The organism is Bradyrhizobium sp. SPXBL-04, from assembly GCF_051853035.1.
Taxonomy (GTDB): Bacteria; Pseudomonadota; Alphaproteobacteria; order Rhizobiales; family Xanthobacteraceae; genus Bradyrhizobium; species Bradyrhizobium zhanjiangense.
In genome coordinates, this window is sequence record NZ_CP182472.1 from 6,847,186 (window position 1) to 6,868,846 (window position 21,661).

A 21,661-nucleotide genomic window follows, 5' to 3' on the forward strand; every position below is an offset into this window, starting at 1 on the left:
CTACCCCAGTCTCGCCCGAGACCCCGTTTCAATTCAGGATGCGTTCCATGTTGGGAACGATGACGAACTCTTCCCGCCATTTGGCGATGAAGCGAATGAATTCCGGCTTCCAGTGCATGCCGACGCGCGGCGTCTGCTGCACGTCCGTGTGCGAAATCTCCGTGACCTCGTAGACCTTGTCGGCGGTGACGCCGACCAGCACAGGCTCGCCGTCAAGCTCGAGCTCGATGACGACGATGCGCGTATCGGCCGAATTGTCGAGTTGCGGCATGCCGAAGCGGATGCGGAGGTCAGCGAGCGGGATGACGTTGCCGCGCACATTGATCACGCTGGGAACGAAGGCCCGCGCGCCCGCCACCTTGGTCACCGGCACGGGATCGATGATCTCGCGCACGAGGCCGGCGTCGAGCGCGAATTTCTCCTCGCCGAGGCCGATCATCACGACCTGCATCGCGTCAGCCTGGCGCTCGCCAGCCAAACCCTCATTCATCACGCTGCCTCGCTGATGTGCTTTTCGACCTTCGACTGAGCCAGCGCGACGAGCTGCGCGACGTCGAGGATCAACGCCGCCGTGCCGTCACCGAGGATGGTCGCGCCGGAGAACATCGTGACATCGGAATGCAGCTTGGAGAGCGACTTGATTACGGTCTGGTGGTTGCCGATGATCTGATCGGCAACGAGGCCGACGCGGGTCTCGCCGGTCGAGATGATGATCGTCTTCTGGTGGCGGTCGGGCACGCCCGATGCGCTCATGATCTCGCGCAAGCGCAGGAACGGGACCAGATTGCCGCGCACGTTGAGGAAATTGCGGCCGCGCGAACGTTCGTCCTCGGCCGTGAGCTCGACGCATTCTTCCACCGCCGACAGCGGAATGATGTAGCGGCCCTCGCCGACGCGGATCAGGAGACCCTCGATGATTGCGAGCGTCAGCGGCAGGCGCAGCGTCACGGTGGTGCCCTGGCCCGACCTGGTCGACAGGTCGATCGAGCCGCGCATGTTCTCGATGGTGCGCTTGACCACGTCCATGCCGACGCCGCGGCCGGATAGCGCCGAGATGGTCTGCGCGGTCGAGAAGCCCGGGTGGAACAGAAATTGGTGGATCTCGTGATCGGTGAGCGCGGCCCCCGCCGCGATCAGCCCCTGCTCTTCCGCCTTGGCGCGGATGCGCGCGGTGTTGAGGCCGCCGCCATTGTCCTTCACGGTGACCAGCACCTGCGCGCCGGAATGGACGGCGGCGAGCTCGATGCGGCCCTGCTCGGTCTTGCCGCTGGCAGCGCGCGTCGCGGTGTCCTCGATGCCGTGATCGATGGCGTTGCGGATCAGGTGCACCAGCGGATCGGCGAGGCACTCGATCATGGTCTTGTCGAGCTCGGTGTCCTCGCCCGAGGTGACGAATTCGACCGGCTTCGACAGGTCGCGCGACAGATCGTGCACCAGGCGGCGGAAGCGGCCGAACAGCGAGCCGATCGGCACCAGGCGCGCGCCCATCGTGGTGTCGCGCAAGGAGGACGCAAGGCGCTCGATCTCCTCGGCGATCATCTTGATCGAGAGGTCGGAGCCGGCGGCGGCGAGCTGGGTCAGCCGCGCTTGGGCGATGACGAGCTCGCCGACCCGATCCATGAGCTCGTCGAGGCGCTCGGCCTGGACGCGGACGGTGGCGATGCCGCGATCGTCGCGCTTGGCCTCGGCCTTCGGTTCCGGCTTTGATTCAGATTTCGGCTCCGCCTTTGCAACAGGCTGCTCGACCGGAGCGGCAGCAAGCTCAACCGCCGGCGCAGGCATCTCGGCCGTCGGGGCCGCCGGCTCCTCGTCGAGCAGCTGGAACAGCGGTACCGGGGCGGGTGCCTCAACATGCTCCAGCGGCGAAAGCGTCAGCTTCATCTCGTCCTGGACGAACATGAAGACGTCGTCGATCGCGTCCTTGTCGCAGGCCGCATGCAGCTTGACGTCCCACTTCAGATAGCAATCTTCGGGCTCCATCTCGTCGAGGAACGGGATGCCGTCCGTGATCGGGACGACGAAGCAGGGGCCGAGCTTGCAGAGGTCCTCCAGCAGGTCGAGCGGGTTCGAGCCGTTGCGCAGGACGTGCGATTCGAATTCGAGATTGAGGTGCCAGCCGGCCTGCTTGCGCGCGCCGGGGACCAGCGGCGGCGCCTCCTCGATCTCGGCGACGGGAGCAGCAGGCTGGTCGGACGAGACGAAGCGCCTGAGGTCGTCGAGGATGGCTTCGCCGATGATGTCGTCGGTGGACTGAGGATCCTCGATCAGCGCGCGGATGTAGTCCTTGGCGGCGAGCGCGACCGAGATCAGCTCCTGCGTCGGCTTGATCTCGCCCTTGCGGACGCGGTCGAAGGCGGTTTCGAATTCGTGAGTGAACGAGGCGACCTTGTCGAAGCCGAACATGGCGCCCGAGCCCTTGATCGTATGCAGGGCGCGAAATGCGGAATCGACCAGCTCGCGGTCGTCGGGACGCTGGCCGAGATCGAGCAGAGCCCCTTCCAGAACTTCGAAGAGCTCGCTGGCTTCCTGACGAAAGACCTCGGTCGGGTCCATTGCGCTCATGCACGCACCAGCTTGCCGACGACGGCGAGCAACTGCTCAGGCTTGAACGGCTTGGTGATCCAGCCGGTGGCGCCGGCGCTCTTGGCTTCCTGCTTCACCGTGTCGTTGGATTCGGTGGTCAGGAACACGATGGGCATGCCGACCGCGCTCGGCAGCTTGCGCAGCGCCCGGATCAGCTCCAGCCCGTTCATGACGGGCATGTTGAGGTCGGTGATGACGAGGTCGAGCTTGCCGGCCTGGGCCTTGGCAAGCCCCTGCGCGCCATCGCCGGCCTCGATCACGTTGTGACCGGCCGGCTCGAGCACGACCTTGATCATTTGCCGAATGCTGGGGGAATCGTCGACGGTCAGAATCGTGGCCATCAGGTGCCATCTTTCTTTTGCGGGAAGTGCTGATCCATCATCGCTTCGCTGGCAAAGCCGGCGCGGCGAAGGGTATTGCGCAGAGACTGAGAGAAGGAGGTCAGGACCACCGGGCGGCCTTGCGCCTCGCCCGTCTTGGCGGTCGACAGCAGAAGCTGGATCGAGGTCACGTCGGCCTTGTCGACGCTGGAGCAGTCGATTTCGAGCCGCTCCTGGCGGCCGAACGCCTCGCGAATGAGGTCATAGACGCTGCGAATGGCCGCAATGCTGCAATCGGCGGGCAACCGCAACGACCACTTCGGCTCCGTGGGATTGAGCGCCATCGCTGCCCCGCCTTTGCAAGATTCCGATACACGTTTAACGCGAATCGGATGAGCAAACCCCTAACGCGGGACTCCGTACAACTACGGGTCACACTCCCGCGTAATTCGCGCAAATGCATGCAAGCGTGCACAGCCTGCTGACATCTCGTGCGCGGGCGAGCATTTCCTTGAGCGCCATGGCCTCCGTACGGGCATTTGCTTCGCGTTAAATTCGCTCGGGTTATGCCTGGGGTTCGTGCCTTTGCCAGCGAAGAGAGCCCCGGCCGCCGATGCTGACCCAAGCGCTTCTGGTTGATGACAGCCGTTCCGTCCTCAACTTCCTCAAACGTCATATCGAGGCCGAAGGTCTGGTCGAAGCCACCACCTTCCTCGATCCCGTCGAAGCGCTGGCCTGCGCGCGCGAGCGCGTCTTCGACCTCGTGCTGGTCGACTACGAGATGCCGCATATGGACGGCATCAGCTTCATCCGTGTCTTCCGCACCCTGCCCGGCTACGCCGACATCCCGATCGGGATGATCACCTCGCGACAGACCGATGACCTCAAGATGGAAGCGCTGCAGGCCGGTGCGACCGACTTCCTGCCCAAGCAGCCGCAAAGCGTCGAGATGACGGTACGTCTGCGCAACTTGATTCAGCTTGGTGCAGCCGTGCGCAAGCTCAGCGATCGTGCCGCGCATCTGGCCAGCGACGTCGCGGCAGCAACACGAAAGCTCGGCGAGCGCGAGGAGGAGATCATCCTGCGGCTCGCGCTCGCGGTCGAATACCGCGACAACGACACCGGCGAGCACACCCTGAGAGTCGCCCGCTATAGCCGCATCATCGCCGAACAGCTCGACCTGCCGGCCCGGCTCTGCCGCGACATTTATCTGGCCGCGCCCCTGCACGACGTCGGCAAAGTCGCCATTCCCGACAATATCCTGCTCAAGCCCGGCAAGCTCACCGAGGAGGAGATGGCAGTGATCAGGACGCATGCAACGATCGGCGAGCGGATCCTGGCGGATTCCAGCTGCGAGCTGATCCGGCTCGGAGCACAAATTGCCGCAGGCCATCACGAGCGCTGGGACGGCGCGGGCTATCCGAACGGCCTCAGGGCGGACGCGATTCCGGTCGCCGCGCGCGTGGTCGCGGTCGCCGATGTCTTCGACGCCCTGACGACCCGTCGGCCCTATAAGGAGCCGATGCCGCTCGAGGTGGCGCGCAATTACCTGGTCGAGAACAAAGGTCGACAGTTCGATCCGGCCTGCGTCGAGGCCTTCCTGTCGCGCTGGGACGAGGTGGTCGAGATCGCCGCCGGTCGGCTTGATACCCGATCGCCGATTTGAACCTGTTCCTGATAAGGTGCACCAATATCAAAGAGTGATTCTGGTCACACTTGCCTGGGCGCGCCGCTGCTAAGCATCGGACCGGGCCGGGGACGGCAAAGTATCGGTCGAACCGAATGAGAATACGCATGAGAAGCCTGATCGGCGCCCTTGTCGGCGCGTTCTGTGTTGCGGGCCCCGCCCTGGCGGAGACCCCGGCCGCAATCGTCGAAGATGTGCAAGGCAAGATCGACGGCGTCGAGTTCATGGACTATGTGGCGCCGGGCAAAATCATCAAGCTCGGGCCCAAGACCAGCATTACCCTCAGCTATCTCAAATCCTGCTTGCGCGAGACGATCAGCGAAGGCGTCGTCCTGGTCGGCACTGAACAGAGCACCGTGCAGCTCGGCGACGTGCAGCGCGCCAAGGTGCCCTGCGATACCAAGGCGGCGCAGCTCTCCGAACGCGAGGCGAACCAGAGTGCCGCGACCACGTTCCGGACCATGCGGTCCGATGCCAAGGGCGCTCCGTCCAAGCTGCCGACGATCTATGGCGTTGCGCCGCTGGTCCAGGCCAAGAGCGGCAGCACGCTCGTGATCGAGCGCACCGACGGCAAGGAGCCCACGATCAGCGTGCCGCTCAAGAACGACGTCATGATCCGCGGCAAGTTCTATGACTTTGCCAAGGCCGGCAAGTCCCTGACCCCGGGCGGCAGCTATCTCGCCATTCTCGGCGCCAAGCGTTACGCCTTCCAGGTCGATGCCAGCGCCACCGCGTCGCCCACCCCGGTGATCGGCCGCTTGCTGCGGCTCGAATAGACGGCCTCGACAACACGATGCGGCGGATCGGCAGGCGGGACATCGTTGCGGCGATCCTGATTGCGCTCCTCGCGGGCGCGATCGTCACGTCTCCGCCGCTCCAGATGCTGCAAGGTCTCTCGCTCGACATCCTCACGGCGATGCGCGGCAAGCTGGTCGGCGAGCACCGCGAACCTGCGGCGTCGCCAGTCGTCGTGGTGGCGATCGATGGAGAGACCTACGACACACCACCCTTCAAGGGATCGCCGACCCAGACCTGGACGCGCGAAATCGGCCGGGTGCTCGGCAGCATCACCGAGGGCGGCGCCAAGGTTATCGGCTTCGACGTGATCTTTCCGAGCTCGATCGAGCAGTCGGAGATTCCTTTCGGCGACATGTCGGTCGGCAGCCGCATGAAGGGATTTGACCGGGATTACCTGATCGCCCTGCGGCAAATCTCCGACAGCGGCAAACTCGTGCTCGGCGAAATCCTGAGCATCGATCATCCGGAAGTGCCCTATCGCGCACAGCAAGTGGCCGTGCGCAACACCATCCGCGCGCTCAATGTCTACACCGACCACGACGACGTGATCCGCCGAATGCCGTTGAGCTTTGCCATCGAGGGCAGGTCGGTCCCCGCGATGGCGGTCGAGCTCGCTGCGCGTGCGCTTGGCGCAAAGCCCGAAATTGCGTCGTCCGGCGCGACCGAATTGTCCGGCTATGCGATCCCGAGCGCGATGTCGAATACAATGACGCTCAACTTTCGCGGGCTGGGTCGCGACGTCCCGACCTTCTCCTTCGCCGACCTGCGCGCCTGCGTCGAGAAGGGCGATCGCGATTTCTTTCGCCGCGCCTTCGACGGCAAGGTCGTGCTGCTTGGCACGGTCCTGAATTTCGAGGACCGTAAGCTCACCTCGATGCGCCTGTCTGGCGGATATGACGGCACGCCGGCCGCGCGATGCGCCCTGCCCGCGCCGGAGCGTGGCGCGCAACGCCCGCGCAGCGATGTCGCCGGCGTCTTCGTGCACGCCACCGTCGTTCGCAACCTGATCGAACGCGATGCCGTGACCGAGCTCGGCTTTCCCGCACGGAGCATTCTCACGATCGCGTTCGCCCTCGTCATCGCTTGCGCCGCCGGCATGCTTGCGCCGAGCGGCGCGCTGATTGCCTGGCTCGGCCTCACCGCCGTTTACGCCGCAATGGCCGTCGGTGCGTTCGTTCACGCATTGGCGCTGCCGCTGACCGAGCCGGCGCTCGCAAGTCTTGCGGCGCTCGCGATGATGATCGGCTACCGCTTCGTGCTGGCCGATCGCGACGAGCGCTTCCTGCGCAAGAGCTTTGCCCTCTATCTCGCCCCTGAAGTGATTAACACCATGGTTGCGTCCGGCAAAATGCCGGCGCTCGGCGGCGAGATGCGCAATGTCACCATGTTCTTCTCCGATCTCAGCGGCTTCTCCTCGATCGCGGAGACGATGACGCCTGGCGAGCTTGTGACCCTGATGAACGAGTATCTGTCCGCCATGACCGATATCATCGAGGGCCATGGCGGCTACGTCGACAAATATATCGGCGATTCCATCGTCGCCATGTTCGGTGCTCCGGCCGACGATCGCGCACATGCGCGCAATGCCGTCCATGCCGCGCTGGAGTGCCACCGGAAGCTGGCGGAGCTCAACGCCGACAATCCCGCTTTCGCCGGCCACGGCCTGTCGCACCGTATCGGCCTCAACAGCGGTGAAGCCGTGGTCGGCAATATCGGCTCGCGCCGCCGATTCAATTACACCGTGATGAGCGACACGGTGAACGTGGCCTCGCGGCTCGAGGGTGCCAACAAATATTACGGCACTGCGATCATGGCCTCCGAAACCACGATGGCGCAGACCGGCGACACCTTCGCCTGGCGCGAGCTCGATGCGATCAGGGTGATGGGACGCGGCGAAGCGATCAGGGTGTTCGAGCCGTTGGCGGAGAGGGGCGCAGAGAGCGCCGAGCAAACAAAGGTAGCCGCGGCGTATGCCGAAGGGCTGGCCTGCTGGCGGGCAAAGGATTTCGCCAAGGCGGCTGATGCGTTCGATGGCGTAGCGAAGATCGATCTACCGTCATCAATGTTCGCGGAGCGCGCAAAAGCATTAACTGCTAATCCGCCACCGCCGGAGTGGACGCCGGTAAACACGTTGGAAGGGAAGTAGCGACGTCAACCGCGGGCGTACTTCCCCTCTCCCCTTGTGGGAGAGGTTGGCTCGCGCGCAGCGGCGAGACGGGTGAGGGGTCTCTCTCCGCGCGCACTTCTCTCAATGAGTCCGTGGAGGGAGACCCCTCATCCGGCGCTTCGCGCCACCTTCTCCCACAAGGGGAGAAGGGAAGACGTCCGCGCTAGACGCGCCCCTGCCTAAAACGGCAGCCCCACATAATTTTCCGCGAGCAGGCGCTGCGCGGTCTCCGACGAGAGCAGATAGTCGAGCTCCGTCTGCTGAAGCCGGTCCTCGTATTCGAGCCGGTCGGGGAAGCGGTGCAGCAGCATCGTCATCCACCAGGAGAAGCGTTGCGCCTTCCAGATCCGCGCCAGCGCCTTGGCGGAATAGCCCTTGAGGCCGGAATCGTCGCCGTGCTGATAGTGCGCGAGCATGGCGTGGTAGAGGTAGTAGATATCGGAGGCGGCGCTGTTCAGCCCGCGCGCGCCGGTCGGCGGCACGATGTGGGCGGCGTCTCCGGCGAGGAACAGGCGTCCATAGCTCATCGGCTCGGCGACGAAGCTGCGCAAGGGCGCGATGCTCTTCTCGATCGACGGACCGGTGATCAGGCGGCCGGCGACCTCGACCGGCAGGCGGCGCTTCAACTCGGCCCAGAACGCATCGTCGCTCCAGTCCTCCACCTTGTCGGTCAAGGGCACCTGGATGTAGTAGCGGCTCAGCACCTGCGAGCGCAGCGAACAGAGCGCGAAGCCGCGCTCGTGTTTCACATAGATCAGCTCGGGCGACACCGGTTTTGTGCGCGACAGCACTCCTAACCAGCCGAACGGATAGACCTTCTCATATTCGCGCAGCACGTCTTTCGGGATCGACTTGCGGCTGACGCCGTGAAAGCCGTCGGCGCCGACGATGTAGTCGCAATCGATGCGAACGGTCTCGCCGTTCGAACGATAGGTCACGTAGGGACGGTCCGACGTCAGATCGCGCGGCGTCACGTCCTCGGCATTGTGCACGACCTTGCCGCCGAGCCGGTCGCGCGCTTCGTAGAGGTCGCGCGTCAGCTCGGTCTGGCCGTAGACCAGCACAGAATTGCCGCCGGAATGCTTGTGCAGGTCGATCTGGGAGAGCATGCCGTCATGGGCGATCTCGAACCCCCGATGGATCTCGCCCTCGCGGTCCATCCGCTCGCCGCATTGCGCCTCGCGCATCAGTTTTGCAAAACCGTGCTCGAGCACGCCGGCGCGGATGCGGGCCAGCACGTGGTCGCGGCTGTATTTCTCCAGCACGACGGTATCGATGCCCTTCAGATGCAGCAGCTGGGACAACAGCAGCCCGGACGGCCCGCCGCCGATGATACAGACCTGAACTTTCATTTTTGCGTCCTCCCGTCGGCGCTATTTTGCAGATTCAAAGCCGCAAACCGATGGAGTGTTTCGTCTTTGTCTTGTACTATTCGAACATGAGAAGCACAGCTCCTGCCCCGGCGATCCGGGTCTACAATCTCTTTGGCGAGTCCGGTGACCTGCCCGACGTCGTGCATTGCGAGACCATCGCGTCCCGCTCGGTGCTGCACGACTGGACACTGGCCGTGCACCGCCACGCCCGGTTGCACCAGGTGCTCCTGATCGAGCGCGGTGGCGGCGAGGCAACGCTGGACGGGCGCGTGGTATCCTTGAGACCGATGCAGATCGTCAACGTTCCGGTCGGACACGTCCACGGCTTCCGCTTCGTGCCCGATACCCAGGGCTGGGTGCTAACCATCGCCGCGGAGATCCTGGACGAGGCGCTGCTTGCGGCCGAAGGTCTGCGCGGAGCCCTGTCGCAATCGGGCGTGGTGCGCGGCACGCCGCAGATTCGCGCCACCATGAAGCAGATCTTCGCCGAACACGCCGCCCGCGATTTCGGCCGCGCGCATGTGCTGCGCGCATTGTCGTCGGCCATGATCGGGCTCGTGGCGCGCGCGCTCACGAGCGAGAGCGGCGGCAACGGTTCAGCGGAAAGCGGATTGTTCCGCCGCTTCGAGGCGCTGCTGGAGCAGCATCATCTGGAGCGCTGGAGCGTCGCCGACTATGCCAATGCGCTGTCGGTGACGCCGACGCATCTCAACCGGATCACGCGGGCGGCGACCGGCGACACAGCCTCGCATCTGATCCTCAACCGGCTGATCCGCGAGGCGCGGCGCAACCTCGTTTACACCAACCTGCCGGTCTCGACGATTGCGTACGCGCTCGGCTTCGAGGACCCCGCCTATTTCAGCCGGGTTTATGCCGCTGCCACCGGGCTGTCGCCGCGCGCCTTCCGCGCGCAGCTCCATGAAAGCTGAGGCTCCGGATGCCAAACTTCCAAGCGTCGCATTCTACTCGCGCGCGCTTTCCCGCCTGCCATGGATCGGCTCTTCCTCGGGATGCCTCTTGTCGTAATGGAGGAAGAGATCGAGCAGCGCCAGAAGCACAATGACGATACCGAAGCCGATGCTGAGGTGCATCGCGCGTGTGTGCGGGAAGCCAAGCAACCAGGGCGACACGATGAGCCAAATGCCCATCAGAACGTTGAGCCACTCCTCCCAATCCCGATAGGCGATGATGGCAGCCAGCGACAGGATGCCGATGATCGCGCTCGTTACCCAGAGGTCGATCTTGCCCTGGCTGATCGTCAGCTTGAACAGCCACGGGGATATGAAGAGTACAGCGGCGAGAAACAGATTGTAGACGTCAGGGACAGTTTCGCGCTCTTGCAACCTGCTCATGACACACCTCTCAACGAGGATATGTTGGAGGAAGCATTCGCCGGCGCTTTGGTTCCCGATCAACGCGCTTCGCATAATAGACTTTGGTCGCAGGCCGTGATTTGAGCCCACCTGCTCAATCCGGCGTCTTCGCAGCCACTTACCTTCGTATATAGGCCCTTTACCTCAGTACAATTGAGTAGGGCATGCGCGCGCTTTAGCGTGGCTATATTCGGCGCCCTGGCGCTGGTGGCATGGAACCTCCCTGACCTTGGCGCAAGACGGCTACCCCTGTCTGGTCGTCTGCGCCGCCTTTTTCAGCAAGCCATCGGCGCCTTCAGTGTTTTCCGGCTGGCAAAGCGTGCCCTGTCGGCTGGGCCGGCTTTTTTGCGGAACTGGAGATTTGTGCACAATGTCTTCTCTTGAGAAGATCGCACTCTTTATCGATGGCTCCAATCTCTATGCCACCTCCAAGGCGCTCGGCTTCGACATCGATTTCAGGCGGTTGCTCGGCGAATTTCAAAGCCGAGGCTCACTGTTGCGCGCTTTTTACTACACGACCGTCATCGAGGATCAGGAGTTTTCGTCAATCCGCCCGTTGATCGATTGGCTCGACTATAACGGATACACCGTCGTCACCAAGCTCACCAAGGAGTACGTCGACGCCACCACCGGCCGCCGCAAGGTGAAGGGCAGCATGGATGTCGACCTCGCCGTAAGAGCGATGGAGCTCGCCGAGCACGTCGATCAGATCGTGTTGTTCTCGGGCGACGGGGATTTTCGTTCGCTGGTGGAAGCCCTGCAGCGCCGCGGTGTCCGCGTGACGGTCGTCTCCACGCTCTCCACTCAGCCGCCCATGATCGCGGACGACCTGCGCCGACAGACGGACGTATTCATTGATTTGGCAGAGCTGAAGCCAAAAGTGGGGCGCGATCCCGCCGACCGGCCACGCGAGCTGCGGCAGCCACCGCAATTCCTCACGCGCGGATCGATCAATCGGGGCGACCGGGTGGAATGATCCCGGGACGGCCGCCGCCCGTCACACGTCGAAGAACACCGTCTCCTCCGGCCCCTGCAAATTGATCGTGAAGGCATACACGACCTTGCCGGCGCGTTCGCTGCGCGTGGCAACCAGCGTCTTGCGGCGCACCGGCGGCTCGACCAGGTTGAGCACGGGGTCGGCGGCATTGGCGGCCTCTTCATCCGAGAAATAGAGCCGCGTGTTCAAGCCGATGTTGATGCCGCGCGCGACGATCCAGACATTGACATGCGGCGCGCATTTGCGGCCGGTCTTGTCGATGATGGCACCGGGCTTGATGGTCTCGAAGGTGACGAGGCCGCTGTCGAAGTCGGAGCCGGCGCGGCCCCAACCACGAAACTCCTGCTCCAGCGCACCCGCCGAGCGGTCGGCCGGATGGTTGTAGCGACCGGCCGCATTGGCCTGCCAGATCTCCAGCAGCACGTCGCGCAGCGGCGTACTGGTACCGTCGAGGACCCTGCCTTCCAGCGTGATGCGTTCGCCCTTGGTGTTCGGCGTCACCAGGACATTCGAAAAGTTCTTCTCGAAGATGTCGAAGCCGGCCATTGCCGGGATCAGACCGATATGAACGTAGGGACCGGCGGTTTGCGAGGCGGTTTCCTTGAGGTAGTTGAGCGGCTGCGGCATTGCTCAGTTTCCTTCGGAGCGATTTTCGAAATAGGTGGAGCGCTGGCCGCGCAGCACGATGTCGAAGCGGTAGGCGAGCGAGTCGAAGGGCGTGGAGGCGTTGAGATCGAGCGGCGCGACGAGGCGGTCGAGCGCGTCCTTGTCCAGGATCGTCGTCAGGATCGGGCAGACCGGGATCAAGGGATCACCCTCGAAATACATCTGCGTGATCAGCCGCTGCGCAAAGCCCGAGCCGAACACCGAGAAGTGGATGTGGGCGGGGCGCCAGCTATTGACGTAGTTGCGCCAGGGATAGGGCCCGGGCTTCACGGTGCGGAAGTAGTAGTAGCCGGTGTCGTCGGTCAGCGCGCGGCCGCAGCCGCCGAAATTGGGATCGATCGGCGCCAGATAGGTGTCCTTCTTGTGCCGGTAGCGGCCTCCGGCATTGGCCTGCCAGAACTCGACCAGCGTGTTCGGCACGCCGCGGCCGGTCTCGTCCAGCACACGGCCGTGGACGATGATGCGTTCGCCGATGGGATCGCCGTCCTTGGCGTAGTTGCGGATCAAATCATTGTCGAGCGGCCCGAGATCGTTATGGCCGAACACCGGCCCGGTGATCTCCGAGACTGAGTTCTCCAGCGACAGCAACGCCTGGCGCGGCGAACGCAGCACCGAGGACTTGTAGCCGGGCGCATGCGCCGGCGGATGGATCGAACGGTCGCGCTGGAAGAAGCCGCCGTCGCGGGGCGTGAACGGCTCGGGCCGGTTGAGGCGGGGATCCTGCAAGGCTGCGAATGGAGCCTGGGCATTCATCGGCGTTGTCTCTCCCTTGGCGCCCCGGGGTCCGGGGGCGCGGCTTATCGGGAGATCATGAGCCGGTCTATTCCACAGATAAATAGATCGATTATAATATATTTCATGAAAGAAATCGATCATTTGGCTCTCGACGGCCACGCGCTCGAGCTGTTCCTGGCCGTGCTGGAGGAAGGCTCGGTGACGGCGGCCGCCACGCGGCTCGGCCTGACGCAATCCGCCGTCAGCCACGCCCTGAACAAGCTGCGGCGGATCGCGGGCGATCCGCTGTTCGCCAAGTCCGGCCGCGGCATCGTCGCCACGGCGCACGCCCAGGCCCTCGCGGCGAAGGCGCGCGCGCTGATCGACGAGATGCGCAGCTTCGCCGGCGGCGTCGCTTTCGCGCCGGCGCAGGCCCAGCTCTCGCTGACGGTCGCCGCCAATGACTTCCAACGCGACCTGCTGCTGCCACGGTTCTTCGATCATGTCGCCGCGCAAGTGAAGAGCTTGAACCTGCGCGTGATCCCCTCGCAGTCGCCTTCGCCTGCGATGCTGCGCGAAAACCGCTGCGATCTGCTGATCACGCCGTTGCCGCCTGCCGGCGTTGACATCGTGCAGAAGCGGCTGCTGAGAGACCATTACGTCTGCTATTACGACGCCAAAGCGCGTGCGGCGCCAAGCGGCCGTAGCGCCTATCTTGCCGCGCGCCACATCACGGTCGTCTACACCGACAACGAGCGGCTCGACTTCGACCGTCGCCTGGCAGCCAATGGCTTCCACCGCGATATCGCCATCTCCGTGCCGAGCTTTTCGGGCGTGCCATCGTTCCTGCGCGGCTCGCAAATGCTTGCGAGCATGCCGAGCCTGCTGGCGCCTGGCGTCATGCTGGGCTTCGCCCACGTGCGAATTCCGCTGGCCTTGCGCACACAGACACTGGCCGAGCTGCCGATGTTCATGGTGTGGCACCAGCGCTACCAGAAGGATCCGGCCCATCGCTGGATCAGGAATCAACTCGAGACTGTCGCGGCGACGGCCACCGCCTGAGCGACGGGCCGCGGCCTGCGAAAACCTGATTCCCGCCAAAGCCACTGGTTGCGCAGGAGGAGCCACGCTAAAATCCCTTTATGACCGTGACCGACATTGCGAGCCGAACCTACAATCACAGCTGGCGGCTGGATCCCATCATCCGCAGCCTGCTTGATACCGATTTCTACAAGCTGTTGATGTTACAGATGATTCGGGAGGATTACCCGGATCAGCAGGTGACCTTCTCGGTCATCAACCGCTCGCGCCATGTGCGCCTCGCCGAGATCATCGACGAGGGCGAGCTGCGCGCCCAGCTCGACCATGCCCGCACCATCCGTTTCTCCAAGAAGGAGCTGATCTGGCTTGCCGGTAACACCTTCTACGGCAAGACCCACATGTTCTCGGCGGACTTCATCCGCTGGCTGGCCGAATTCCGCTTGCCCGAATACGAGCTGCGCAAGGTCGAAGGCCAGTACGAGCTGCATTTCCACGGCCCCTGGACCCACACCACCATGTGGGAGATTCCGGCACTTGCCATCCTCAACGAGCTGCGCTCGCGCGCAGCAATGAAAGACCGCGGCCGCTTCGAGCTCGACGTGCTCTACGCCCGCGCCAAGGCCAAGCTGTGGACCAAGGTGGAGCGGCTGCGCAAGCTGGAGAATTTGCGGCTGTCCGACTTCGGCACCCGCCGCCGCCACGGCTTCCTCTGGCAGCGCTGGTGCGTGGAGGCGGTGAAGGAAGGCCTCGGCTCATCCTTCATCGGCACCTCCAACGTGCTGCTCGCGATGGACAACGATCTCGAAGCCATCGGCACCAATGCGCATGAGCTGCCGATGGTCGCGGCCGCGCTCGCCAGGGACGACGAGGAATTGCGCTGGGCGCCGTATCGCATCCTCGACCAGTGGCGCCAGACCTATGGCGGCAATCTCCTGATCGCACTGCCGGACGCCTTCGGCACGAAAGCCTTTCTGCGCGATGCGCCGGAATGGGTCGCCGACTGGACCGGCTTCCGCCCCGACAGCGCGCCGCCGATCCAGGCCGGCGAGGAGATCGTCGCCTGGTGGAAGAAGAAGGGCCGCAATCCCAAGGACAAGCTGCTCGTCTTCTCCGACGCGATGGACGTCGGCTCGATCGAGGAGACCTATCACCACTTCGCCGGCCGTGTGCGGCTCTCGTTCGGCTGGGGCACCAACCTCACCAACGACTTCGTCGGCTGCGCGCCGGACGGCTCGTTCAATCTCGATCCCATCTCGCTGGTCTGCAAGGTGTCGTCGGTCGACGGCCAGCCGGCCGTCAAGCTCTCCGACAATCCGGAGAAAGCGACCGGCCTGCCCTCGGAGATCGAGCGTTACCTGCGCGTGTTCGGCGATGCCGGCCGCGTGCGCAAGCCGGTGCTGGTGTAAAGTGGAATCGCATTAGGTCGAATCCATTGCCGCGGGCTCGCTCACCTCTCCCGCTTGCGGGAGAGGCGTAGGCCGCCTTCGGCGGCCGTCATCTCAAGAGACGCCGAGGCAAAGCCTCGGCTATGGCGAAGCGCCGGGTGAGGGCTCTCTCCATTAGTGGATTGTCCCATTGCGGAAGCACCCTCTCCCAACCCTCTCCCGCTAGCGGGAGAGGGAGCCCACCTTCGCCTTTGCGGCTATCGAGCCTTATCTCATCATGCTCTAGCAGCGGACTGGACTCCTCTCGATCGGGTAAACGGCGCACGATGAATGCGAAGCATTGGTTCGCCGATGCCGCGCCAGTTCCGATTGACCGGTATTTGACGCTATCTGCGCGCATCCACTTCACAGCGCCTTCACCGTGCGGTGCAGTCGCTCGCGTTTTCAGGTCGAGTTAAGCAACATTCTGCTCTACTTCGCGTTGTAGGCCAACGTTCCGCTGGGATCGTTGATCGATTTGGGGGAACGCAGGGTGTTTCGCAGAACAGCGACGTCGACGAAGGGACACAGTTTCCTTCACGTCATCAAGCTCGTCTCGCCTTTCGTGATGGTCGTCCTGCTCCAGGCGGCGATCGCGGGATTCAGCCTCGAGGTGATGTCCTCGGTCCGCGCCTATGTTGCAGGGGAAGCGTTGTGGTCGCGCTCGCAGAAGAACGCCGTCTATTTCCTCCATCGCTACCTGCATTCGGGCGACGCCAGCCAGTTCGCACAATACCGCGCCGCCCTCGCCGTTCCCATTGGCGACGAGTTCGCGCGCTGGGCGCTCGAGCGCGATCCGGTCGACGTCGAGGTCGCCCGCATCGGCTTCCTGCAAGGCGGCAACCATCCCGATGACGTGCCGGGACTGATCTGGCTGTTTCGCTACTTCAATCGCGTCAGCTTCCTCCAGGAAGCGATTCGCGAATGGGCTGCCACCGATCCCATGCTGCTGGAGCTGAGCGTGTTCGGCGAGGTGATCCGCTCCGAGCTGGAGAACGGCCCCATTCAAGACGACGACCGCCTGCAATTCCTGTCGTCGCGCCTCTCGGATCTCAACACCCAATTCACGGTGCATGCCAAGCGGTTCTCCACTGTCCTCGGTGAAGGCTCCCGTGCCATCAAGCTGACGCTGACTTGCATCAACATCGTCACCGCCGCGACGCTGATCCTGCTCCTGATCTGGCATACGCGGCGGTTGGTGCTGCAGCGACAGGCATTCGAGGATGCCTTGCACGCCGAGAAGGAGCGCCTGGCCTGGCAGGCGTCGCACGACTGGCTGACCGGCCTGTCCAACCGCCGCGCCTTCGAGGCGCGTCTGCAAAGCGAGCTGGACAATGCCGCGGCGGGTTCGCTGGGCCTGATCCTGCTCGATCTCGACCAGTTCAAGAGCGTCAACGACAGCTGCGGTCATCTCGCCGGCGACCGCCTGCTGTGCCAGGTGGCGCGCCTTCTGCAACAGGATCGGCATGCGCATGATCAGGTGGCCCGGCTCGGCGGCGACGAATTCGGCCTGATCCTGCCCTGGTGCCCGCCCGCGAAAGCTGTCGATATCGCCGAACGGCTGCGCCGATCGTTCGAACTGTTCAATTTCGCCTGGGACGACCGTTGCTTTGCGGTGACCGCCAGCATCGGCGTTGCCTGCATCGCCGACCGCAACACCACGCTCGAGGACGCGATGCGGCGTGCGGATGCAGCCTGCTATCGCGCCAAGGAAAAGGGACGTAACCGGGTCCAGGTCGACGGCGGGAGACCGGACGTCGTCGTCGTGACAGCCCGGCCACGCGAAGCTGCGCGCGCTTGACGCTGCCCGCCCCGTCACCGCCGAGGCAAAATGCCGAGGCCGGCGAGATGGGCGTCAACAAATTGTTCGATCTGCTGGCGCAGCATCTGCGGCGGCACGGCCACCATGCGCTCCTCGAGGCCGAGCGAGATGATTCCATGCACCGCGGAAAACAGCGTGCGCGACAACAGCGCGATCTTCACGTCATCCGCATCCGGCAATAGCCGCACCAGGGGTGGATGCATCAACGCGAAGGCATCCATGACCATCTGAAGGATGTCGTCGGGATAGGGACGATCGTCCTCCATCCGATGCTCGAACAGCGAGCGCAACAGGTTGGCGTGCTCGGCAAAGAAGTCGAGATAGGTCGCGGCAAGTCCATAGAGCTGGCGAACGGGATCATCGGCAGGAACTCCGCGCAGCCGCGCCGTGAGCGCCTGAACCGTCTCCCGGTTCACGGTCAGGATCACCCCATCGAAGTCGCCGAACTCGTTATAGACGCTGCCGACCGAGCAGCCGGCAGCCTCCGCGACATCCCGAACCTTCAATGATCTCAGCCCCTTAGCGGAAATGATGCCGCGGGCGATCTCCACGATCTGAAGCCGTCGCCGATTTTTTTTCTGCCCGCGCAACGATTCTTCTTGAACATTGTTCATTTTCAAGCTACTCATTTGAACATTGTTCAAATTAACCCGGAGATCTGCAAAATGCAAACCCTCGCTGTTGATATCGCCGCCACCTTCCTCGATGACGCCGCAGCTCTCGTGACCGGCTTTGGCCGGGCCCTGCTGCGGTTCGCCATGGCCCCGATCGATCGCATTGCAAATGCCTGCGACATCGCCGGCGTGCTCACCGAGCGGCGCGCGACCTTCCGGATGTGGCGGAAGAGCCGTGCCCGTGCGCGTCACGAGGGCCGCCGGTTCAGCCTGCTCGGCCGCCTCTCGCCCTTTCGCCACCTCGCCCATCTCACCTGAGACGGCGCAGCCGGCACGTTCCGATCGGTTCGAATGCAATATCCGGTTGCAACAAAGGACTCACCATGTCCCGACATTCGCAACCGACACCGCGGCGCTAGACAATGCGGTTCAGCTTTTCCTCACTGCTGGGCCGATATCCCGACAAGGCGTTTCCGGCCGAACCTGGCCGCGACCAGATATTTGCGAACCTAACAAGACCAGCTGGAGACCAACAGGATCGGAGGGATCGAGGGGACAAAGCAGGCCGGCAACATCGTCACCCTGCAATCGTTCGTCCACACCCTTCCGGTCGTGACGCTTCACAGACAACGTAACGAATCTCAGGCTGCCTTTTTCAAAACAGGACTAGTCATGATCAGGGAATTGATGTCGTCACGCCGCTTCGCGCCGCTGTTCTGGGCGCAATTCTTCTCGGCGCTCAATGACAACGTGCTCAAGAACGCACTCGTCATCATCCTGCTTTACAGTGCCGCGACCGGCCATGGCGATGCGCTGGTGACGATCGCAGGCGCCGTCTTCATCTTTCCCTATTTCATCCTGTCCGGGCTCGGCGGCCAGCTCGCCGACAAATACGTCAAGTCCGTCGTCGCAAGGCGGCTCAAATTCGCCGAGATCTTCGCCGCTTGTTTTGCCGCCGCCGGCTTCTTCCTGCATTCGGTGCCGCTGCTGTTCGCAGCGCTCGCGCTGTTCGGCATCATCGCTGCCCTGTTCGGCCCGGTGAAATATTCCATGCTGCCGGACCAGCTCGAGCTCGGCGAGCTCGCGACCGGCAACGCGCTGGTCGAAGGCGCGACCTTCATGGCTATCCTGCTCGGCACCGTCGCCGGCGGCCAGTTCGTGGCCGGCTCCGCGCATATGGGCTGGGTCGCATCGGCCGTGGTCGTGCTGGCCCTGTTGTCCTGGGCCTTCGCCTCCCGCATTCCCGCGACCACGCCGTCTGCGCCCGAACTGCCCGTCACCGCCAATCCCTGGACCTCGACGCTCAGCCTGCTCAGGACGTTGCACGCCGACCACCGGCTGTGGGACGGCACCGTGATCGTCTCCTGGTTCTGGCTGGTCGGCGCCATCGTGCTGTCGCTGCTGCCGGCGCTGGTGAAGGACGTCGTGGGTGGCACCGAGGGCGTGGTGACGCTGTGTCTTGCGATCTTCGCGATCGGCATCGCCATCGGCTCGCTGTTCGCCGCCAGCCTGAGCCACGTTCGCCCGAACCTCGCTCTGGTGCCGATCGGCGCCATCATCATGGGATGTTCTGGCCTCGATCTCGCCTGGGCCATCGCCGTGACCACCAAGGGTCAGGACATCACCGCGGCCGGTTTCGCGACCTCGTTCGCGGGCCTGCGCATGATGATCGACTTCGTCGCCTTTGCATTCGGCGGAGGCTTATTTGTCGTTCCCTCCTTTGCTGCCGTCCAGGCCTGGTCAGCGCCGTCCGAGCGCGCCCGCATCATCGCCGCCGGCAATGTGCTGCAGGCCGCGTTCATGGTGGTCGGCTCGCTGTTCGTCGCGCTGTTGCAGGCGGGCGGCTTGCATGTCGGCTGGATCTTCTTCGGCCTCGGCGTCGCGAGCTTCGGCGCGGTGTGGTTTGTCCTGACCAAGTGGGGCAAGGAAGGTGTGCGCGACTTCGGCGGACTGCTGTTCCGTGCACTGTTCCGCACTGAGGTTCGCGGGCTCGAGAACCTGCCACCCGCCGGCACGCGCATGCTGATCGCGCCCAACCATGTCAGCCTGATCGACGGCCCTCTGCTGCACGCCGTGCTGCCGATCGACGCCAGCTTCGCGGTCGATACCGGCATCTCCAAGGCTTGGTGGGCCAAGCCGTTCCTGCGCGTGGTCAAGCACTACACCATGGATCCGACCAAGCCGCTGGCCGCGCGCGACCTGATCAAGCTCGTCGCCGCCGGCGAGCCGGTGGTCATTTTTCCGGAAGGACGCATCACCGTCTCCGGCTCGCTGATGAAGGTCTATGACGGCACCGCGATGATCGCGGACAAGGCCGACGCCGTGGTCGTGCCGGTCCGCATCGAAGGCGCGCAGCGCTCCCATCTCAGCTATCTCAACAGCAGCCAGATCAAGCGCTCCTGGTTCCCGCGCGTGACCGTTACCATCCTGCCGCCGGTCAAGCTGCCGGTTGACCCGTCGCTGAAGGGCAAGGCGCGCCGCAACGCCGCCGGCAACGCACTCCAGGACGTGATGATCGACGCCCTCGTCAAGAATGCCATGCTCGATCACACCCTGTTCGAAGCGCTCGGGCACGCCTACCGCGATCGCGACACCGGCAAGGTCATCATCGAGGACGCGCTCGGCACCAAGCTGACCTATCGCAAGCTGATCCTCGGCGCGCAGGTGCTTAGCCGCAAGCTCGAGAACGGCACCTCGGCCGGCGAGAATGTCGGCGTGCTGCTGCCGAACTCGGCGGGCGTCGCCGTCGTCTTCATGGCGCTACAAAACATCGGTCGGGTGCCGGCGATGCTCAACTTCTCGGCGGGCCCGGTCAACGTGACCGCCGCCATGAAGGCCGCGCAGGTCAAGACCATTCTGACCTCGAAGGCCTTCATCGAGAAGGGCAAGCTGGACAAGCTGATGGCGGCGATCTCCGCGGAGGCTCGCGTCGTGTATCTCGAGGATGTGCGCGCCTCGATCAGTGCCGCCGACAAGATCAAGGGTCTGCTCGCCGGCACCGCGCCGCGCGTCACGCGCCAGGCGAACGATCCAGCCGTCGTGCTGTTCACGTCGGGCTCGGAAGGCACGCCCAAAGGCGTGGTGCTGTCTCATCGCAACATCCTCGCCAACGCGGCGCAGGCGCTGGCGCGGGTCGACGCCAATGCCAATGACAAGGTGTTCAACGTGCTGCCGGTGTTCCACTCCTTCGGGCTGACCGGCGGAATGATGATGCCGCTGCTGGCGGGCATTCCGATCTACATGTACCCCTCGCCGCTGCATTACCGGATCGTGCCCGAGCTGATCTATCAGACCGGCGCCACGATCCTGTTCGGCACCGACACGTTCCTCACCGGCTATGCACGCTCGGCACACGCCTACGACTTCCGCACGCTGCGCCTTGTGATCGCCGGTGCCGAAGCGGTCAAGGATCGGACGCGTCAAGTGTTCATGGAGCGCTACGGCATCCGCATCCTCGAAGGCTATGGCGTCACCGAGACGGCGCCGGTGCTGGCGATGAACACGCCGATGGCGAACCGCCCCGGCACCGTCGGCCGCCTGTCGCCGCTGATGGAAAGCCGGCTCGATCCGGTCCCCGGCATCGAGGACGGCGGTCGCCTCTCGGTGCGCGGACCGAACGTGATGCTCGGATATTTGCGGGCCGAAAATCCCGGCGTGCTCGAGCCGCTCGCCGAGGGCTGGCACGACACCGGCGACATCGTGTCGATCGACGCGGCCGGCTTCATCACCATCAAGGGCCGCGCCAAGCGCTTTGCCAAGATCGCGGGCGAAATGGTCTCGCTGTCGGCGGTCGAGAGCATCGCGACGACGCTGTGGCCGCAGGCCGCATCGGTCGCCGTGTCGATCCCCGACCAGCGCAAGGGCGAGCGCATCGTGCTGCTGACGACGGAGAAGAACGCCGAGCGCAGCGCGATGCAGGCCCGGGCCAAGACGATCGGCGCGTCCGAGCTGACCGTTCCGGCGACGATCATGGTGGTCGACAAGGTGCCGCTGCTCGGCACCGGCAAGACCGACTATGTCACGGCAACGACGATGGCCCGCGAGCAAGCGTCGGCACCGGAGCGCGAGGTGGCGTAACGAGA

General features: G+C 64.1%; 18 protein-coding genes. 9 read left to right on the forward strand and 9 right to left on the reverse strand.

Annotated features, from left to right (window positions below; all coding sequences use genetic code 11):
• Positions 1-28: 28 nt before the first annotated feature.
• The 4 genes from ACNJX8_RS32775 to ACNJX8_RS32790 are packed head-to-tail and all read right to left on the reverse strand — an operon-like array spanning position 29 to position 3,247.
• Entirely contained in the window at positions 29-490 is a 462-nt protein-coding gene (locus tag ACNJX8_RS32775; RefSeq protein WP_164934405.1) for a chemotaxis protein CheW, read from the reverse strand.
• Positions 490-2,562 carry a chemotaxis protein CheA gene (locus ACNJX8_RS32780; RefSeq protein WP_439358136.1) on the reverse strand — a complete coding sequence of 691 codons (2,073 nt, stop codon included), beginning with the start codon at positions 2,560-2,562 and terminating at the stop codon, positions 490-492. Before ACNJX8_RS32780 ends, ACNJX8_RS32775 begins: the two co-directional genes overlap by 1 nt.
• Entirely contained in the window at positions 2,559-2,924 is a 366-nt protein-coding gene (locus tag ACNJX8_RS32785) for a response regulator (RefSeq protein WP_008142319.1), read from the reverse strand. The genes ACNJX8_RS32780 and ACNJX8_RS32785 overlap by 4 nt, the downstream gene beginning before the upstream one ends.
• Positions 2,924-3,247, reverse strand: a complete 324-nt coding sequence (locus ACNJX8_RS32790) for an STAS domain-containing protein (protein ID WP_128938203.1) — start codon at positions 3,245-3,247, stop codon at positions 2,924-2,926. Before ACNJX8_RS32790 ends, ACNJX8_RS32785 begins: the two co-directional genes overlap by 1 nt.
• Before the next feature lie 269 nt (positions 3,248-3,516).
• Here ACNJX8_RS32790 and ACNJX8_RS32795 point away from each other — a divergent pair, with 269 nt between their 5' ends.
• From ACNJX8_RS32795 to ACNJX8_RS32805, 3 genes are all read left to right on the forward strand, one after another.
• Complete coding sequence (locus ACNJX8_RS32795; RefSeq protein ID WP_439358137.1) at positions 3,517-4,569, forward strand: HD domain-containing phosphohydrolase; 1,053 nt, start codon at positions 3,517-3,519, stop codon at positions 4,567-4,569.
• A 128-nt stretch (positions 4,570-4,697) separates the two neighbouring features.
• Positions 4,698-5,366, forward strand: coding sequence for a hypothetical protein (locus ACNJX8_RS32800; RefSeq protein WP_370988128.1), 669 nt, complete (start codon positions 4,698-4,700; stop codon positions 5,364-5,366).
• Between the two features lie 17 nt (positions 5,367-5,383).
• Positions 5,384-7,534 (forward strand): CHASE2 domain-containing protein, encoded by a 2,151-nt coding sequence (locus tag ACNJX8_RS32805; protein WP_439358138.1) that lies wholly within the window; start codon positions 5,384-5,386, stop codon positions 7,532-7,534.
• A gap of 200 nt (positions 7,535-7,734) precedes the next feature.
• Here the strand turns inward: ACNJX8_RS32805 and pobA are convergent, their stop codons facing one another.
• Entirely contained in the window at positions 7,735-8,907 is a 1,173-nt protein-coding gene (gene pobA / locus ACNJX8_RS32810) for a 4-hydroxybenzoate 3-monooxygenase (RefSeq protein ID WP_439358139.1), read from the reverse strand.
• Positions 8,908-8,957: 50 nt separating this feature from the next.
• Here pobA and ACNJX8_RS32815 point away from each other — a divergent pair, with 50 nt between their 5' ends.
• A complete protein-coding gene (locus ACNJX8_RS32815; protein WP_439358140.1) occupies positions 8,958-9,857 on the forward strand; it encodes a helix-turn-helix domain-containing protein in 900 nt (299 codons plus the stop codon).
• Positions 9,858-9,890: 33 nt separating this feature from the next.
• Here the strand turns inward: ACNJX8_RS32815 and ACNJX8_RS32820 are convergent, their stop codons facing one another.
• Positions 9,891-10,280 carry an SPW repeat protein gene (locus ACNJX8_RS32820; protein ID WP_249760061.1) on the reverse strand — a complete coding sequence of 130 codons (390 nt, stop codon included), beginning with the start codon at positions 10,278-10,280 and terminating at the stop codon, positions 9,891-9,893.
• 391 nt (positions 10,281-10,671) lie between these two features.
• Here ACNJX8_RS32820 and ACNJX8_RS32825 point away from each other — a divergent pair, with 391 nt between their 5' ends.
• Positions 10,672-11,277, forward strand: coding sequence for a LabA-like NYN domain-containing protein (locus ACNJX8_RS32825; protein WP_128937555.1), 606 nt, complete (start codon positions 10,672-10,674; stop codon positions 11,275-11,277).
• Between the two features lie 21 nt (positions 11,278-11,298).
• Here ACNJX8_RS32825 and pcaG read toward each other — a convergent pair whose 3' ends face one another.
• Both pcaG and pcaH read right to left on the reverse strand, forming a co-directional pair.
• Positions 11,299-11,925 (reverse strand): protocatechuate 3,4-dioxygenase subunit alpha, encoded by a 627-nt coding sequence (gene pcaG / locus ACNJX8_RS32830; protein ID WP_439358141.1) that lies wholly within the window; start codon positions 11,923-11,925, stop codon positions 11,299-11,301.
• A 3-nt stretch (positions 11,926-11,928) separates the two neighbouring features.
• Positions 11,929-12,717: a protocatechuate 3,4-dioxygenase subunit beta gene (pcaH, locus tag ACNJX8_RS32835; RefSeq protein ID WP_439358142.1), complete on the reverse strand. Its 789-nt coding sequence runs from the start codon at positions 12,715-12,717 to the stop codon at positions 11,929-11,931.
• 105 nt (positions 12,718-12,822) lie between these two features.
• Between pcaH and ACNJX8_RS32840 the strand changes: the two genes are divergently transcribed.
• The 3 genes from ACNJX8_RS32840 to ACNJX8_RS32850 all read left to right on the forward strand — a co-directional run bounded on the left by ACNJX8_RS32840 (position 12,823) and on the right by ACNJX8_RS32850 (position 16,944).
• On the forward strand, positions 12,823-13,740 hold the full coding sequence (locus tag ACNJX8_RS32840; RefSeq protein WP_439358143.1) for a LysR family transcriptional regulator: 918 nt from the start codon (positions 12,823-12,825) through the stop codon (positions 13,738-13,740).
• 80 nt (positions 13,741-13,820) lie between these two features.
• Positions 13,821-15,125 (forward strand): nicotinate phosphoribosyltransferase, encoded by a 1,305-nt coding sequence (gene pncB, locus ACNJX8_RS32845; protein WP_128935797.1) that lies wholly within the window; start codon positions 13,821-13,823, stop codon positions 15,123-15,125.
• Positions 15,126-15,636: 511 nt separating this feature from the next.
• Positions 15,637-16,944 carry a GGDEF domain-containing protein gene (locus tag ACNJX8_RS32850; protein WP_439358144.1) on the forward strand — a complete coding sequence of 436 codons (1,308 nt, stop codon included), beginning with the start codon at positions 15,637-15,639 and terminating at the stop codon, positions 16,942-16,944.
• A gap of 14 nt (positions 16,945-16,958) precedes the next feature.
• On the opposite strand, the gene ACNJX8_RS32855 is transcribed toward ACNJX8_RS32850, so the two are convergent.
• Complete coding sequence (locus ACNJX8_RS32855; RefSeq protein ID WP_439362011.1) at positions 16,959-17,579, reverse strand: TetR/AcrR family transcriptional regulator; 621 nt, start codon at positions 17,577-17,579, stop codon at positions 16,959-16,961.
• Between the two features lie 672 nt (positions 17,580-18,251).
• On the opposite strand from ACNJX8_RS32855, the gene ACNJX8_RS32860 reads away from it, so the two are divergent.
• Complete coding sequence (locus ACNJX8_RS32860) at positions 18,252-21,656, forward strand: acyl-[ACP]--phospholipid O-acyltransferase (RefSeq protein ID WP_439358145.1); 3,405 nt, start codon at positions 18,252-18,254, stop codon at positions 21,654-21,656.
• Positions 21,657-21,661: the final 5 nt, after the last annotated feature.

Excerpts from the sequence above, each read along its gene's own strand:
- ACNJX8_RS32800 (WP_370988128.1), top strand. The coding sequence starts at position 4,698 with ATGAGAAGCCTGATCGGCGCCCTTGTCGGCGCGTTCTGTGTTGCGGGC.
- ACNJX8_RS32820 (WP_249760061.1), bottom strand. The coding sequence starts at position 10,280 with ATGAGCAGGTTGCAAGAGCGCGAAACTGTCCCTGACGTCTACAATCTG.
- ACNJX8_RS32805 (WP_439358138.1), top strand. The coding sequence starts at position 5,384 with ATGCGGCGGATCGGCAGGCGGGACATCGTTGCGGCGATCCTGATTGCG.
- ACNJX8_RS32855 (WP_439362011.1), bottom strand. The coding sequence starts at position 17,579 with ATGAACAATGTTCAAGAAGAATCGTTGCGCGGGCAGAAAAAAAATCGG.
- ACNJX8_RS32840 (WP_439358143.1), top strand. The coding sequence starts at position 12,823 with ATGAAAGAAATCGATCATTTGGCTCTCGACGGCCACGCGCTCGAGCTG.
- pobA (WP_439358139.1), bottom strand. The coding sequence starts at position 8,907 with ATGAAAGTTCAGGTCTGTATCATCGGCGGCGGGCCGTCCGGGCTGCTG.
- ACNJX8_RS32860 (WP_439358145.1), top strand. The coding sequence starts at position 18,252 with ATGATCAGGGAATTGATGTCGTCACGCCGCTTCGCGCCGCTGTTCTGG.
- ACNJX8_RS32785 (WP_008142319.1), bottom strand. The coding sequence starts at position 2,924 with ATGGCCACGATTCTGACCGTCGACGATTCCCCCAGCATTCGGCAAATG.
- pcaH (WP_439358142.1), bottom strand. The coding sequence starts at position 12,717 with ATGAATGCCCAGGCTCCATTCGCAGCCTTGCAGGATCCCCGCCTCAAC.
- pcaG (WP_439358141.1), bottom strand. The coding sequence starts at position 11,925 with ATGCCGCAGCCGCTCAACTACCTCAAGGAAACCGCCTCGCAAACCGCC.
- ACNJX8_RS32790 (WP_128938203.1), bottom strand. The coding sequence starts at position 3,247 with ATGGCGCTCAATCCCACGGAGCCGAAGTGGTCGTTGCGGTTGCCCGCC.
- ACNJX8_RS32825 (WP_128937555.1), top strand. The coding sequence starts at position 10,672 with ATGTCTTCTCTTGAGAAGATCGCACTCTTTATCGATGGCTCCAATCTC.
- ACNJX8_RS32775 (WP_164934405.1), bottom strand. The coding sequence starts at position 490 with ATGAATGAGGGTTTGGCTGGCGAGCGCCAGGCTGACGCGATGCAGGTC.
- pncB (WP_128935797.1), top strand. The coding sequence starts at position 13,821 with ATGACCGTGACCGACATTGCGAGCCGAACCTACAATCACAGCTGGCGG.
- ACNJX8_RS32815 (WP_439358140.1), top strand. The coding sequence starts at position 8,958 with ATGGAGTGTTTCGTCTTTGTCTTGTACTATTCGAACATGAGAAGCACA.
- ACNJX8_RS32780 (WP_439358136.1), bottom strand. The coding sequence starts at position 2,562 with ATGAGCGCAATGGACCCGACCGAGGTCTTTCGTCAGGAAGCCAGCGAG.
- ACNJX8_RS32795 (WP_439358137.1), top strand. The coding sequence starts at position 3,517 with ATGCTGACCCAAGCGCTTCTGGTTGATGACAGCCGTTCCGTCCTCAAC.